Annotated in this window: 12 protein-coding genes and 1 pseudogene; 3 read left to right on the forward strand and 10 right to left on the reverse strand. The window is 67.1% G+C overall.

Annotation, left to right across the window (positions count from 1 at the left end):
• Window positions 1-20: 20 nt before the first annotated feature.
• The 5 genes and pseudogenes from M3330_RS14740 to M3330_RS14760 all read right to left on the reverse strand — a co-directional run bounded on the left by M3330_RS14740 (window position 21) and on the right by M3330_RS14760 (window position 4,621).
• Window positions 21-671 (reverse strand): TetR/AcrR family transcriptional regulator, encoded by a 651-nt coding sequence (locus tag M3330_RS14740; protein ID WP_006553752.1) that lies wholly within the window; start codon window positions 669-671, stop codon window positions 21-23.
• Between the two features lie 335 nt (window positions 672-1,006).
• The gene (locus M3330_RS14745; RefSeq protein ID WP_006553751.1) at window positions 1,007-1,195 is read right to left on the reverse strand and encodes a ferredoxin; all 189 of its coding nucleotides are present in this window, start codon (window positions 1,193-1,195) and stop codon (window positions 1,007-1,009) included.
• A complete protein-coding gene (locus M3330_RS14750; RefSeq protein ID WP_006553750.1) occupies window positions 1,192-2,484 on the reverse strand; it encodes a cytochrome P450 in 1,293 nt (430 codons plus the stop codon). The genes M3330_RS14745 and M3330_RS14750 overlap by 4 nt, the downstream gene beginning before the upstream one ends.
• Before the next feature lie 369 nt (window positions 2,485-2,853).
• Window positions 2,854-3,258: pseudogene (locus M3330_RS14755) on the reverse strand (MFS transporter); the annotation flags it as partial.
• 76 nt (window positions 3,259-3,334) lie between these two features.
• Window positions 3,335-4,621, reverse strand: coding sequence for an MFS transporter (locus tag M3330_RS14760; RefSeq protein ID WP_255028917.1), 1,287 nt, complete (start codon window positions 4,619-4,621; stop codon window positions 3,335-3,337).
• A gap of 639 nt (window positions 4,622-5,260) precedes the next feature.
• Between M3330_RS14760 and M3330_RS14765 the strand changes: the two genes are divergently transcribed.
• Both M3330_RS14765 and M3330_RS14770 read left to right on the forward strand, forming a co-directional pair.
• Window positions 5,261-6,595 (forward strand): cytochrome P450, encoded by a 1,335-nt coding sequence (locus M3330_RS14765; RefSeq protein ID WP_033096344.1) that lies wholly within the window; start codon window positions 5,261-5,263, stop codon window positions 6,593-6,595.
• A gap of 359 nt (window positions 6,596-6,954) precedes the next feature.
• Complete coding sequence (locus M3330_RS14770; protein WP_006553745.1) at window positions 6,955-7,677, forward strand: M23 family metallopeptidase; 723 nt, start codon at window positions 6,955-6,957, stop codon at window positions 7,675-7,677.
• A 99-nt stretch (window positions 7,678-7,776) separates the two neighbouring features.
• Here M3330_RS14770 and M3330_RS14775 read toward each other — a convergent pair whose 3' ends face one another.
• Window positions 7,777-9,747 carry a M13 family metallopeptidase gene (locus M3330_RS14775; protein ID WP_006553744.1) on the reverse strand — a complete coding sequence of 657 codons (1,971 nt, stop codon included), beginning with the start codon at window positions 9,745-9,747 and terminating at the stop codon, window positions 7,777-7,779.
• A gap of 112 nt (window positions 9,748-9,859) precedes the next feature.
• On the opposite strand from M3330_RS14775, the gene M3330_RS14780 reads away from it, so the two are divergent.
• Window positions 9,860-11,065 (forward strand): serine hydrolase domain-containing protein, encoded by a 1,206-nt coding sequence (locus M3330_RS14780; protein WP_019290817.1) that lies wholly within the window; start codon window positions 9,860-9,862, stop codon window positions 11,063-11,065.
• Window positions 11,066-11,307: 242 nt separating this feature from the next.
• On the opposite strand, the gene M3330_RS14785 is transcribed toward M3330_RS14780, so the two are convergent.
• The 4 genes from M3330_RS14785 to M3330_RS14800 form a co-directional block, all read right to left on the reverse strand.
• Window positions 11,308-12,231 carry a PaaI family thioesterase gene (locus M3330_RS14785; protein WP_019290818.1) on the reverse strand — a complete coding sequence of 308 codons (924 nt, stop codon included), beginning with the start codon at window positions 12,229-12,231 and terminating at the stop codon, window positions 11,308-11,310.
• A gap of 125 nt (window positions 12,232-12,356) precedes the next feature.
• Complete coding sequence (locus M3330_RS14790; RefSeq protein WP_006553741.1) at window positions 12,357-12,968, reverse strand: DUF1707 domain-containing protein; 612 nt, start codon at window positions 12,966-12,968, stop codon at window positions 12,357-12,359.
• Window positions 12,969-13,021: 53 nt separating this feature from the next.
• Entirely contained in the window at window positions 13,022-13,678 is a 657-nt protein-coding gene (locus M3330_RS14795; RefSeq protein WP_019290820.1) for a response regulator transcription factor, read from the reverse strand.
• Entirely contained in the window at window positions 13,675-14,850 is a 1,176-nt protein-coding gene (locus tag M3330_RS14800; RefSeq protein ID WP_255025219.1) for a sensor histidine kinase, read from the reverse strand. The genes M3330_RS14795 and M3330_RS14800 overlap by 4 nt, the downstream gene beginning before the upstream one ends.
• Window positions 14,851-14,874: the final 24 nt, after the last annotated feature.

Genomic DNA, 14,874 nt, shown 5'->3' on the forward strand with positions numbered 1-14,874 from the left:
GTTCGAGAATGCTGCTCTCGTCAGCGGGCGGCGAATCCCTGCGAGCAGAAACTCCATACCTCGTCGGCCGAGATGAGAAGGGTCGTGGTGTCGTCGCCACCGCTCGACTGGGCAATGGACATCACGGTCTGCATTGTCATGGCGGCCATTCGCTTCGCGTTCGTTCCCTCGCGAAGGCTGCCCTCGGCATCGACCTTCTCCATCAGCTCCGTGAACAGCGTGAGCATCGGTGCGTGTGCGACCTTCACCTCGGCAGGATGGGTGAGCACCAGCTGCGGCGCGAGGTCGGTGAACAGGGGTCGCGGGGCCGCCGGATCGGGTCGGGACGACTCGAACAGCAGTTCCACTGCGACGCGCAGCTGATCGAGAGGATCCTTCTCGTCGACGGCAGCGGCACGGATCTGATCGGCAGAGCGGCTCAGAGCATCCTCGAAGAGTGCCAGCAACAGCTCGTGCTTACCGTCGAATTGTAGGTAGAAGCTGCGAAGCGACTGCTTCGACCGGTCGACAACTTCCTGAACCGTGAAGTCGGTGCTGCCCTTTTCCGCGATGATCGCCTGTGCGGCATCGAGAAAGCGCTGAACGCGCTGCTCGGCGCGCAGCTTCGCGGTCCGGATGGAACGCTCCACCGCGCGCTGCTTCCAGGCCGGCTCTTCGCTGGCGCCCGTCACTGCCCGGATCGCCCTGTGTCGCGTGGAGTGGACATGGGGACACTGTACCGGAGGATAGGGAGGCAACGCGGGGCCGTCCTTCCGCTTTCCGTCCCGACTCGAGACTGTTGCTATCAGAAAAAGAAACCTTGTTCTCATCCCGATACGGCTGATTCGGGGCCGGAAAGAGGCAAGTCGGAATGCGCACCCGGGACGGAATCCGCTGCCGTTCTCGCCATCCGCTGCGGCAATTCGCTGGTTGTCAGGATGGCCGTGAGACATCCTGACAACCAACGCGGGGATCGGAGCGCACCCGGCCGGACGCCGGACCCGTCGAAGAACGGCGCGCTCTGATCTCAGTCGAGCCGGATCGCCCTTTCGGGGCAACCCCCTGCGGCCTCCCGCACGGAGTCCTGGTGTTCGGCCGGGACCTCGGACATCAGGGTGACGGCGTATCCGCCGTCGCTCAGGTCGAAGACCTCCGGGCAGGCCGCGAGGCAGACGCCGTGTCCGCGGCAGGCGTCGTCGTCGACGACGACCTTCACTTCGACTCACCTTCCGCCGGCGTGTACTCGAGGTGCAGGGCGAGCAGGCCGCGCAGGATGAAGGTCGGCAGGTAACCGAACTTCCGGTCGTCCTCGGGGCCGTGCACTTTCTCGGAGATCCGGATCTCGCTGGTGCGCTCGAGCAGGCGCGCGATGCCCACGCGTCCTTCGGTTCGGGCGAGCGGGGCGCCAGGACACGAGTGCACGCCGCGACCGAACGCGATGTGGGTGCGTGCGTTGCGGCGATCGATGTCGAACTCGTTCGGGTCGGAGAACTGGCGCGGGTCGCGGTTGGCGGCGCCGTTGACCAGCATCATGATCGTGCCGGCCGAGACGTCGACCCCGCCGACGGTGGTGGGGGTCTTCGCGAGCCGGAAGTCGCCCTTGATCGGGCTCTCGAAACGCAGCGTCTCTTCGATGAAGTTCGGGATGCGATCGGGCTCGCTGCGCAGGGTCTTCTGAAGTTCGGGCTGCTCGGCGATGATCCGCAACGCGGAACTCAACAGACGCACGGTGGTCTCCTGGCCGGCGGAGAACACGTTCGCGGCGATACGCAGGACGTCGTCGACGGGCGGCAGGGTGCCGTCGGGGAAGGTTGCGGTGGCGAGGCCCGTCAGCACGTCGTCGGTGGGGTTCGCGCGGCGGTCCTCGATGTACTGGCCGAACTTCTTGTACAGGAACTCGAGCGGGTTGAGCTTCAGCGTCTCACCCTCGGTGCTGCCGAGCGAGAAGCCTTTCTCCACTTGGATCTTCAGGCCCTCGATGAATTCTTGATGGTCACTCTCCGGCACGCCCAGCAGGTCGGCGATGACGAGCATCGCGAACGGAGCGGCGAAGCCGGTGATGTAGTCGCCCTCGCCTCGGGCGAGCAGATCGTCGAGGAGGCGGTCGGCGATGCGCTCGATGAAGGCCTCGTTCTCCTTGAGGCGCTTGGGCGTGATGAGCCGCATCAGCAGGCCGCGATGGTCGGTGTGCTGCGGGGGATCCATGGTGGGGAGCTGGTCGTTCATCGGCAGCGAGGGGCGGTGCTCCTCGATGAAGTCGGTGATGTCGTCGCTCTCGGGGCAGGCCGGAAGGCCGGAGAACGGACCGGTCACCGAGATGCACGACGAGAAGGTCTGCTCGTCGCTCAGGACCTGGATCGCCTCTTCGTAGCCGGTGACCATCATGACGTTGTGGTGGGGTTCGCGCGTGACCGGGCATCCCTCGCGCAGGGCGTCGTAGTAGGGGTACGGGTCCTCGACGAGTTCCGGATCGGTGAAGAAGTTCTTCGTCTCGATGTCGGTCATGGTTCCTCCCGGGGCAGGCGGTGGCTGTGATGGAGTTCGGCTTCGCCACGCGGCGTCGCGCGCTCGAGTCCGTATCTCGACCGCACATCCAACCACGGGTTCGAAAGTTGGGCGCGAGAGGATCTTTCGTGCATTTCGGACTTGTGATGGATAACGTGACGACGATCGATGTGCTGTGTTCGATCTTGAAATGTGTGTAACCGCAGAAGCGACAACATGCCCGTACTCGAGCCTCGGAAAGTTCGGGTACGGGCACGGGATGTGTTCATCGTCGGAATGTCCGATGGGTGACTTCACGCCGACGATGGGTCGGTGGAGTCGACGGGAGGAAGAGCGACGCGACGACCTTCGCGTATCGGCGGTATCCGGTCAGCGGCGCAGATCGGCACCGCGAAGGGCCGGCGTGCTCGCCGAGGTATCGGATCGACGGAGCGACCGGACATGGTTGACCGCGAGCGCGGCGAACACGATCACGCTGCCGCACGCCCCGAGGGCGAACGCGAGCGTGATGCCTCCGTCGGTCGGATGCAGGTCGGCGCCCATGTGTGCGGCAAGGACGGCGCCGGACAGGGCACTGCCGAAGGCGCCGCCGACGGTGCGGAGGACCTGGTTGAAACTGACGGCGCTGCCGAGCTCGGTGTCGGCCACGCTGCGTGCGATGAGCGCGGGCATCGCGGCGTAGGTCGTGCCCATGCCGACGCCGAACAGGAACATCCCGACGAGGATCTCCCACAGCCGGTCGTGTTCGAACCACAGCAGGAAGGCCGAGACGGTGCCACCGTCCACATCGACGACCGGGTCGTCGATTCACGAGCCGTCTCCGAACCTCGAACCTCGAACCGGGGCAACATCAGTGATGGGACAAGGCCGCGGGGCGTGCTTCGGTATCGATACCCGGGATACCGCGTCCCCGCAGCGATGCGCCCGCGGTCTCCGCCACGAAGTAGAGGGCGACGAGACCGACCGCGCACGCGCCCATCATGTAGAAGGCCGGCATGAGATCGTTGCCGGTCCGCTCGACGAGCCATTCGTTGATCGCGGGAGCCGTACCTCCGAAGATCGAGGTGGCCACGTTGTACGAGATCGCGAACCCGGCGAACCGGACCTGCGTGGGGAACATCGCGGGGAAGGTCGCCGAGATGGTCGACAACTGCATCACGTACAGCAGGCCGAGCACGGTGAAGCCGAGGATCGCCCAGCCGAAGCCCACCGACATCAACATGTACATCGGCACGGCGAGAACGAACAGACCACCCAGCGACGTCGCCCAGAGGGGCTTGCGCCCGATGCGGTCCGACAAGGAGCCGGAGAACGGGATGACCGCCATCATCGCGAGCTGACCGATCAACACCAGGATCAGTGCCGAAGTGGTCGTCAGACCGATCCGGTCCTCGAGATAGGTCGACATGTAGCTCAGCAACGTGTAGTTGCAGACGTTCAGCGCGATGACCAGACCCATCATCGTGATGATCGGTCGCCAGTAGCGGGTGAGCAGGTCCTTGAACTCGGCGCCGACGCTGGCCTCCTCCTGGTGCGCCTCCTCCAGTTCCTTGAAGACCGGCGTCTCGTCGAGCTTCGAACGAAGGTAGAGGCCTACCAGAGCGAGCGGGCCGGCGACGAAGAACGGCAGGCGCCAACCCCAGGTCGACATGAACGCATCGGTGGACATCAGATCGATCATCAGGACGAGGAACGCACCGACGGAGAAACCACCCAGCGTGCCGAACTCGAGGAAACTACCGTAGAAGCCACGTTTGTGGTCGGGGGAGTACTCGGCCATGAAAGTCGCTGCGCCACCGTACTCACCGCCGGTGGAGAACCCCTGGATCATGCGCAACAGCACGAGCAGCAGAGGTGCCCAGAACCCGATCGACTCGTACGACGGGACCGCGCCGAGCAGAACCGTCGAACCACCCATCAACAGGATGGTGAGCGCCAGGATCTGGCGCCGACCCAACCGGTCGCCGAGTGGACCCCACACGAAACCGCCCAGCGGCCGCATGACGAAGGAGACCGCAAAGACACCCAGCGTGAGCAGTGTCGCGGATTCGAGATCGCCGGGGAAGAACGAATCGGCGATGTAGGTGGCCGTGTAGGCATAGACGCCGTAGTCGAACCACTCGGTGAAATTACCCATGGCCGACGCACCGATGGCGCGCCGTATCTTCGCCGGCGGCTCGTCGTGAGCGTCCGGCTTGGGGTCGACAGAACCGTTCTTCACTTTGGTCCCCCCTGCGATCGAGGTCAGTGCCTCGGCGGATACCCGAGTCGACAGTCAGGCGGACAATCTGCTGAGCGGGCGTACCGACGAGGCATAACCGTGCCCGCTCACGCCGGCCCGCTGCGGAGTCGACGGTTGCGGCGGTGGCCTCCGGGATCGTCGAGATAGCCCTGCATCACGTTGTATCCGCGGATTAGCACCTCGCTGTCGTCGGCGATGCTCACTTCCACACCGTCGCAGGGTTTTCCGACGGTCGTGGCGATCTGTTCGATGCGCACTGGGAGGCGGCCGACAAGGTGCTCTCGCGGCAAGCAGGCGCGCGGAAAATAGGGCACAGGGGAAATCGGGACGGGTAGTTGTCACTGCAGCGCCGAACGTTTGCGCGCCCTGAAGACAGTTGCACGCCGTCCGAAGGCGTGCTTCTGTCCGCGGACCGTGCAAGCCTGCTCGTTCCGGGGTTGCGGTGATCTCCCTCTGCGGGTCCGGACGGACGTTTGGATGTGCTCCCGACGGGAAGCCTTCACAAGTCCTGCCCCTCCGACGCCGGGAGCACCTGTGCCTGCAACGACCGCGACCGTTTCGCCCACCGACGCCGCTCGGCTCCTCGGGCAGGTGGCCGTGCCGTTCGTGGCGGTGGGACCGATCGCTCGTCGGCGTTGGGCGATGAAGCTGCTCGAGAAGAACCAATCCGATGCCGGCGTCGTCCGCCTGGTCGCCGATCTACGGAAGCGGCACGGTGACGGACCGGTGGTCGTGCCGATCCCCGGCCGCACCCTCGCGATCGTCCTGACGCCCGAGGATGTGGACCGGATCCTGCGCACCGACACGGCATCGTTCACTGCGGCCAACAAGGAGAAGGTGGCCGCACTCAGCCCGTTCCAGCCCAACGGTGTGCTCATCTCCCGAGGGAACATCCGCGCCCAGCGACGCGCGTTCAACGAGTCGGTCCTCGAACCGGAACACGCCCTGCACCGTCTCGCGGCCGAATGGGTTCCCGTGATCGAGCAGGAGGCGCAGGATCTGCTCGAGCATGCGAGGTCGCGCGGTGAACTCGACGCCCCGGATTTCGTGAAGACCTGGTGGCGCCTCGTTCGGCGACTCGCGTTCGGCGACGCCGCCCGCGACGACGAGAGCATCACCGACCAGTTGTGGACGCTGCGCTCGAACGGGAACTGGTCGTTCGCGCATCCGCTCCGGCACCGCCTGCGCGATCGGTTCACCCAGAACCTGCACCGTCATGTCACGGCGGCTCCGTCCCAGAGTCTGGCCGGGGTGGTCCGGGACCTCGCAGCGCCGGCGTCCGTCGACCCGATCGGGCAGATGCCGCACTGGTTGTTCGCGTTCGACGCCGCAGGCATGGTCAGCGCCCGAACCCTGGCGGTGTTGTCGACCCATTCCGAGCAGCGTCTGCGCGTCGAGTCGGAATTGTCGGGAACCGAAGCCGGGACACCGCAGGTCTACGAGTACCTGCGGGCCTGCGTGCTGGACACGACCCGGCTGTGGCCGACCACTCCGGTGATCCTCCGGGACTCCGTGGAAGAGACCACGTGGAGCGACGGTGCGGGTGGTACCTCCACGATTCCCGCCGGTACGGGCTTCGTGATCCTGTCCTCGGCCTTCCACCGCTCCGACGACCTGCCGTTCGCCGACACCTTCGAACCCGAGATCTGGCTCGACGGCCGCGCCGAGCGCTATCCCGCGCTCGTGCCGTTCAGCGCCGGACCGACGGTGTGCCCCGGGCGCAGCATCGTGCTGTTCGCGGCGAGCACCTTCCTTGCGACTCTGCTCCGGTCCGCCGAGTTCACCGTGGTGTCGGATATGAAGCCGGATCCGGCGCGTCCGCTGCCCGCGACGTTCGACAATTTCGGTCTGCGTTTCGCGGTGCGGTAGGGCTCTCTCGGCTGGGGCCGCAATACCGCCTCGATACCCCCTCGGAGATTGTTCCCCGTTATCCGATGGCGTGACGTCACTCACGGTTCACCCCGGTTTTGCGACCAACGCGTGAGGTCGATGGTGGCGATGTGAATCGAGTAGGGCAAATCGGGCGCTTTTTGTCCGATACCGGTCGGTTTGGAGTCAAGTCGACACGCTGAGGTCGTCAAAGGTCGAAGTACTCTGTGATGGAATCGTGACCCTTTCGTTACCGAGGGCCTGTCCCAGAGGAAACTGCTGTGATCCGAAATCCTGAATCCACCCACACCCGAGAAGCCACCGATCTGCGACGGCGCGCAACCCGCGCCGGCAGGTGGATGGCAGTCGCGGTCCTCGCGAGCGCCGTCACCGTCGGCGGAACGACGGTCGCGAACGCCGCAGGCGACCGGGTCCGCGTCGAGTCCGCCACCGCATGGACGGGCGCCGGGGAGAACCTCTCGACCGCACCGCAGGTGCTGAAGGTCGCCGGTGTCGACGCATCCCACTACACCGAGAAGCTGAACCGCGCCGCCGAGAGGGAAGCACAGCGTGTCGTCGAGGCGATCGCTGCCCAGGAGGCAGCACAGCGTGCCGAGGCCGAGCGGATCGCCCGCGAGGCCGCCGAGCAGGCCGCTCGTGAGGAGGCCGCGCGTCGCCCCGCGCTCGCCTTCCCCGCTGCAGGAACGCTGACCTCGGGCTACGGTCCGCGCTGGGGGACCAACCACAACGGTATCGACGTCGCCAACTCGATCGGCACGCCCATCCTCTCCGTCACCGACGGCGTCGTGATCGAATCCGGTCCGGCCTCGGGCTTCGGCCTGTGGGTGCGCATCGCGCAGGACGACGGCACGACCGGTGTCTACGGCCACATCGATCAGTCCCTCGTCTCGGTCGGCCAGCACGTCCGCGCCGGTGAGCAGATCGCCACAATGGGCAACCGCGGCCAGTCCACCGGCCCGCACCTGCACTACGAGGTGTGGCAGCCGGGCGGCGCCAAGGTCGACCCCATCCCGTGGTTCCACGCGCGCGGCGTTCCGGTGCCGAGCTCGCACCTCGGCTGATCCGGTAGGCGACAGCCCGAGAACGGCCCCCGAAACGAACGCCCCCGAAACGACCACTGCCCCGACGCTGTCCGCGTCGGGGCAGAGTCGTGCGTGGAGTTACCAGATGCGCACGCGCTCCGAAGGATCGAGATACAGCCTGTCGCCCTCGGTGACGCCGAACGCCTCGTAGAACGCGTCGATGTTGCGGATCACGCCGTTGCAGCGGAACTCCGGCGGCGAGTGCGGGTCGACGGCGAGGCGTCGTGACGCCTCCTCGTCGCGAACCTTCGTACGCCACACCTGCGCCCACCCGAAGAACACGCGCTGCAGTCCGGTCAGGCCGTCGATGACGGGCGCGGGCTTGCCGTCGAGCGCGATCTCGTAGGCCTTCAACGCGATCGACAGGCCACCGAGATCACCGATGTTCTCGCCGATCGTGAAGCTGCCGTTGACACGCTGTCCGGGAAGGGCCTTCGGCTCGAACTCGTCGTACTGCGCGATGAGGGCCGCGGTGCGCTTGCCGAACTCCTCGCGGTCCGAATCGGTCCACCAGTTCTCCAGATTGCCGTCGCCGTCGTACTTCGCGCCCTGATCGTCGAATCCGTGGCCGATCTCGTGCCCGATGACCGCGCCGATACCGCCGTAGTTCGCGGCGTCGTCGGCATGCAGGTCGAAGAACGGGGGCTGGAGAATCGCGGCGGGGAAGACGATCTCGTTCATCCCCGGGTTGTAGTAGGCGTTGACCGTCTGCGGGGTCATGAACCACTCGCCGCGATCGACCGGACCACCGAGCTTGCCGAGATCGCGGTCGTATTCCGCGGCGTACCCGCTGCGGTAGTTGCCCACCACGTCGTCCGGGGTGATCGTCACAGCGGAGTAGTCGCGCCAGGTGTCGGGATAGCCGACCTTGGGGGTGAACTTCTCGAGCTTGCGCAGCGCGGCCTCGCGCGTGGCCGGGCTCATCCATTCGAGGTCGGTGATGGACTGCCGGTACGCCTCGGTGAGATTGTCGACGAGCACCTGCATGCGCGTCTTCGCCTCGGCGGGGAAGTGCCGTTCGACGTAGAGCTTTCCGACGGCCTCGCCGAGCAGGTCCTGCACGAGCGACACACCGCGCTTCCAGCGGTCGCGGATCTCCTGCGTACCGGTGAGCGTGCGGCCGTAGAACGCGAAGTTCTCGTCGACGAACGCCTCGGACAGGTACGGAGCCCGCGCGCGCAGCACCCGCCACACCGCCCAGGCCTTCCAGTCGTCGAGGTCCTCGTCGGCCCACAACGTCGCGAACGTCTCGAGGAAGCTCGGCTGACGAACGACGATCTCGGCCCACTGTTCGGTGGTCGCGCCGGTCGCGGTGATCCATCCCGTCCAGTCGAACTGCGGAAGATCGGTGCGCAGCGAGTCGAGGGTGAGCAGGTTGTAACTCAGGTCGGCGTCGCGACGCTTGACGACGTCCCAGTGCCCAGCGGCCAGCCTCGTCTCGAGCGCGACCACCTTCGCCGCGTCGTAGGGCAGGTCGGCGAGGGCGAACATCCGGCCGATGTGGGCGGTGTACTGGTCACGGATCTCGGCGTAGCGGTCCTCGCGGTAGTACGACTCGTCGGGCAGCCCGAGCCCGCCCTGCGAAACGTGCATCAGGTACCGCTCGGAGTTCTTCGAATCGGTGTCGACGTAGTGTGCGAGCGCACCCGTCACGCCGGCGCGCTGCAACCCGCCCAGTACTGCCGCGAGCGCGGCGCGGTCGGCAGCGCCGGAGACCGCCCGGAGTTCCCCGCGGATCGGATCGAGACCGGCTGCCTCGATCGTCGCGGTGTCCATGAACGAGGTGTACAGGTCGCCGATCTTCTGGGCGTCGGTGCCCGGCTCGGCGCCGGACGCCGCGGCCTCTTCGATGATGGTCCGCACGTCGACCTCGGCCTTGTCGGCGAGCGTGCGGAAGGCTCCGTCGAGCGCGCGGTCGGCGGGGATCTCGTGTTCGGCGAGCCATCGGCCGTTCACGTGTTCGAAGAGGTCGTCCTGGGGGCGGACCCGTTCGTCGACGTGTCCGAGATCGATGCCGGAGCGAATCTCCGAGTTCTGCGCGAGGGTCATGCTCCCATCCTTACACCGGAAGGACAGGTCGTGCAGTCACCCTGCGGACCGGACCGCCGCGGAAGTGGGAGAACACCCTCGGGAGCGTTTACATACTCCTACCATCGCCCTCATGACCGAAGGTTCCACGACGGAGCCGCCCGTGGCGACCCCGTCCACACAGATGCTGGTCGATCCGCGCTTCATGCCTGTCGCGGATCTGTTCTTCCGGATGTTCTACAAGCCGAGCCAGGGCGGCGGCGCTCTCGCCTGCTATCTCCACGGCGAACCCGTCCTCGACATCTGGGCGGGCTGGGCCGCGCGCGACAAGCGGTGGACCCGCGACACCGTGGTGCTGTCGTTCTCCACCGGCAAGGGGGTGGCCAGCACGGTGGTGCACCGCCTCGCCGAGCGTGGCCTGCTCGACTACGACGCAGCCGTGGCCGAGTACTGGCCGGAGTTCGCCGCGGCCGGCAAGGAGACGATCACCCTGCGACAGCTCATGTCGCATCGCGCCGGACTGCACAGGTCCCGCGGTCTCGTGCCCGGCAGGGAAGGACTGCTCGATTCAGAGGCGGTGGCCGCCGCGCTCGCCGCCTCCCCACCCGATCCACGACGTTTCCACGGGCCGGGTTATCACGCCGTCACCTACGGCAACCTCGTCGCCGAGATCGCATCGCGCGTGACCGGGGTGTCCTTCCAGGAACTCGTGCGCACCGAGATCGCCGAGCCGCTCGGCACGGACGAGTTCTGGTACCACGTGCCCGAGGACCAACGGCACCGCATCGCCCGGGTGTTCCCCAAGGTCAACTTCCTGCCGGCACCGTGGACGACGGCGTCGGCGGTGCTGTCGCACGCGCCGGGCGTGCGGGGTCTCGCCGAGGCAGGCATGGCGGAGGGCTTCGACGAGTTGATGCGCAGTCCGTCCGCGCACGACGCCGTCATGCCGGGATGGAACGGTGTGTTCACCGCTCGGGCCCTGGCCCGCATGTACGCGGCGATCGCGAACGGCGGAGCGATCGACGGTGCCCGCCTGTTGAAGGAGGACACCGTCGGCCAGTTGCTCGAAGTGCAGACCCGGCGACGCGACTACGTCCTCGGCATCCGGCCCAACTGGCGGCTGGGTTACCACCCCGGATGGGTCGCCCTGAGGCAGCAGCCGCTGCGGTCGGTCGGCCACTACGGCTTCGGCGGCTCGGGAGCGTTCGCCGACCCGGAGACCGGACTGTCGGTCGCGTTCGTCACCAACCGCATGGGCAACACCTTCACCACGATCTCCGACGGCCGGTTCCCGAGGCTCGGCGCCGCGGCGGTGACGGCCGCGCGCAGAGCAGCGTGATCAGACGTCGACACCCACGTTGACCGCGGCGAGGACCCGGTCACCCTCACGTGCGGTGACCGTCGTCCCCGTCGGGTCGTGGATCGAGTCGGTGTCGTTGCGAGTGTCGCGGCCGCTGTGCTCGGTGTACGGCTCGCCCGTCCTCGTTCATGATCTCTCCTCCGTGCGTCCTCGTTCCGACCATCGTGCGTCCGGACGCTCGAGGCACGGTGCGAGAGAGCTGGGAGATTCCCGCGAATCCGTTACGCGCGGGGGAACAGCTGGACGTTGGCGTGTGCGCGCACGTAGACGGTGCCGTCGGCGGCGCACAGCGTCGTCTCGAAGGACGCGAGTCGCCGTCCGGCCCGCACCGCTTCGGATCGCAGTTCGATGACCGGCCCGGGGACGGCGGGCGAGCGGAGGTAGTCGAGGCCGATCTCCAGCACGCGATAGTCCTGATCGATGCCGGTCAGCGTCTGTGCGGCCAGGCCGGTGACGGCCTCCGCCATCGACACGAGCACACCGCCCTGCACCGAACCGATCACGTTGGCCATCCACTCGCGCGGCGACAGCCGGGCCTGCACGACGCCGCGCTCGGCGGCTGTCACCTCGAGTCCGAGCAGCCCGGCGAGCGGTCCGCGCGGAAGAGTCCCGGTGGAGATGCCCGTGACGATGTCGAGGCCGGGCAGTTCGGCCAGGATCGCCACATCGGACCACGGTTCCGGCTCGTCCCGCTCCGGCACGGCCTCCGACGCCTCGGCGCCGAGTTCCATCGGCGTGCGCCCGACGACGATGGAGCGGCCGACCAGGTGCGCGACGAGAGCACCCTGCTCGTCGCGCACGTCGGTGCCCGACACGGCGGTGGACTCGTCGAAGAACAGGCTGCTGCCGTGACCGACGAGGGCCCCCGAGGCGGGGAAGGGGTGGGCGAGCGTCGCCGTCACGTGCGACAGCACGCTCTGCGGTCGCTCACCGGTCTCCGCGAATCGCGCGATACCGGCGGGTGCGCCCGCGGCGACGTCGGTGAAGACGCCGATGGAGGCGAGCGTGGTCTGCCCGCGGTGGTCGAACAGGTGCGATCCGACGGACTGGGTGACCGAGACCGACGCGTCGTCGGCGACCTCGATGCCGACGCCCATGAAACGACCCGGACGATCGACGGTGAACTGTGCGGTCTCGATTGCCATTCCTTGCTTCTACCAGGAACAGCGCAATAAAGAGCAATCGGGGAGTGGTTCGTCCCGGTCCGCGATCACCGGTCGACCCCGCTCTGCGGTCACCCCTCGGCTCAGCTCCGTGACTGTCGGTCGCTTCAGCTCCGTGGCGTCTCCGGACCGCGACGACCCTCGAGTTCCCGGATCCGCTTCGACGCCTCCTCGAGCCGCTTCTTCCGTTCGGCGGCCTCCGACTTCTTGAGCTCTTCGTAGACCTTCTCGTCGTCGTCGCTGTACTTCAGGATCAACCGCGGAACGCTGAGCGTGACGATCAGCGACGGCCACACGATCCACGCGTAGCTCCAGTCGAGAGCGATCTGCAGGACGAGGAAGGTCACGAGCGTGACGCCGATGATGATCCAGTCCAGCGTCTCGACCATGCTGCCCCGTTCGCGGAGCGAGGCCAGTTCGTCCTCCGGGGACTGGGGTGCCGTCGCAGAGGAGCTGTCGTGGCTGACCGCCGGCGCGGAGGAGTCGTGGGTCATCCGGATGTGACCGTCGACCTGTTCGAGGGGAACACCGCCGGGTAGCCCCCGGAAGGAGGGGAGCAACGCCGAAAACGTTCGCGCCGAAGATATCTCTCCGGATCGTTCGTAGAACTCGGCGCTGTCGAGCCGGCCCGCGGCGTAGTGTTCGCCGAGTGCGTTCAACGCGTGCATGCGTTCGGCGTCGCTGAGCAGCAGGTCGTCGTGATCGGAAGTGCCGGTCATTGTTTTTCCCGCGCTTTCGGAGTCGGTTGTCGAATCCTGGTGCATCCCCGATCCTAGAGCTGATGGTCGGGCATGTCCCGGGCGAGGATGGCCGCCTGGATCCGCGATTGCAGCCCGAGTTTGTGGAGCACCCGGGCGACGTGTGTCTTCGCCGTGTTCTCACCGATGCCGAGGCGAGTGGCGATCTGGCGGTTGGACAATCCCTCGCCCAGGCACGTGAAGACCTCCTGTTCGCGTGCGGTGAGGGCGTCGATATCCGGACCGTCCGGAACATCCTCCCGCCGAGTCGATTTCGAGACAAACGCGTCGATGACGGTTCGCGTGATCTGCGGTGAGAGCACGGACTCCCCGGAGTGCACCGCCCGGATCGCGTCGAGCATGGCATCCGCCGAGGCGGTCTTGAGGAGGTATCCGGCCGCTCCGGCCCGAAGACTCTCGAAGACGTACTCGTCGATCTCGAAACTCGTCAGCACCAGCACCCGGGCACTCGTCTCCTCCGTGATGGTGCGGGTCGCGGCGATCCCGTCGACGTGCGGCATGCGGATGTCCATGAGGACGACATCCGGGGCGAGGGCGCGCGTCTGCGACACCGCGACGGCACCGTCGGCGGCTTCGCCCACCACCTCGATGTCCTCGCTCGTGTGGAGCAGGAGCCGCAGGCCCGCGCGGATGGCGCTGTGGTCGTCGGCGAGCAACACCCTGATCGTCACGTCGTACTCCTGTTCGCGATCGGCAGTTGCACGTATGTCCTCCATTCGTTCCCGTCGCGACCGGAGCGGGCGTGCCCGCCCACCGCGGCGGCGCGTTCGGCGATGTTGCGCAGGCCGTGCCCGGCGCCGCGGGCCGGTGACGGGTCCGGGGTGTCCGGGTCGCCGATCGGGTTCACCACCTCGATCCCGAGGCGGCCGTCGGCGTCGTCGAAACGAAGGGTCACCGGCCGTCCGGGTGCATGCTTGACCGCGTTCGTCAGGGTCTCCTGGACGATGCGGTAGGCCGTGAGATCGACCTCCGCGTCGAGGTCTGCGGGTGGACGACCGTCGATCCGGACGGAGGTGCCGGCGGCGCGTGCGGAGGCGGTGAGCGGTTCGAGGTCGGCGAGGCGACCCGCGGTGGTGATCTCGTCGGTGTCGTCGCTGCGCAGCAGACGCACCATCGACTGCATCTCCTGCAGGGCGGCCACGCTGCCGGAGCGCACGGACTCGAGCACGGTCAGCGCTCGGTCGGGATCGGAATCGCGGAGGCGGAGCGCGGCCTCGCTCTGGATCGCGATCGACGACAGGTGCCCAGCCACGACATCGTGCAGGTCGCGGGCCAGACGCTGCCGCTCGGTGGTGATGGCGGCGCGACGGTCCAGTTCCGCGACCCGCGAGAGAGCCTCGGCGCGTGCCCGTTCGATCTCGGCGGCGTCCCGATGTGTGCGGACGGATCGGGCCCACCAGATCGGGACGACGATCACGAGCGCGGCGATCGACACGGCCCATACGGCGATGCGCAGTTCTCCGAAGTACACACCGAGCGCGACGGCGCCGACGACGATCGGGACCAACGGGGCGCGTTCGAGGAAGCGACTGGTCCGCGCCGAGCCGAAGAGCGTTGCGGTGTACAGCAGGTCGCCGTATGCGATCCAGACCGGCAGCGAAGGGCCGACGACGAGGTCGACCAGTACCGGAACCGTGCCCAGCAGGAGTGCGAGAAGCGGTCGCGTGCGGCGCATCGTCATCGGTGCACACACGCACGCGAGCAGAACCAGCCACACCCACAGCGGCTGCGGCGGCCGATCCTCGACGAGCACACCGAGATCCAGGGCGTACAACAGCGAGCCACCCGCGAAGTACGCGAGGGCGACGAGCAGGGAGTTGTAGCGCGGGTTCACGAATCCCACTCGAATCTCGGATTCACGGTTGTC

Source organism: Rhodococcus sp. GA1, assembly GCF_024321955.1.
GTDB classification, from domain to species: Bacteria; Actinomycetota; Actinomycetes; order Mycobacteriales; family Mycobacteriaceae; genus Rhodococcus; species Rhodococcus pyridinivorans.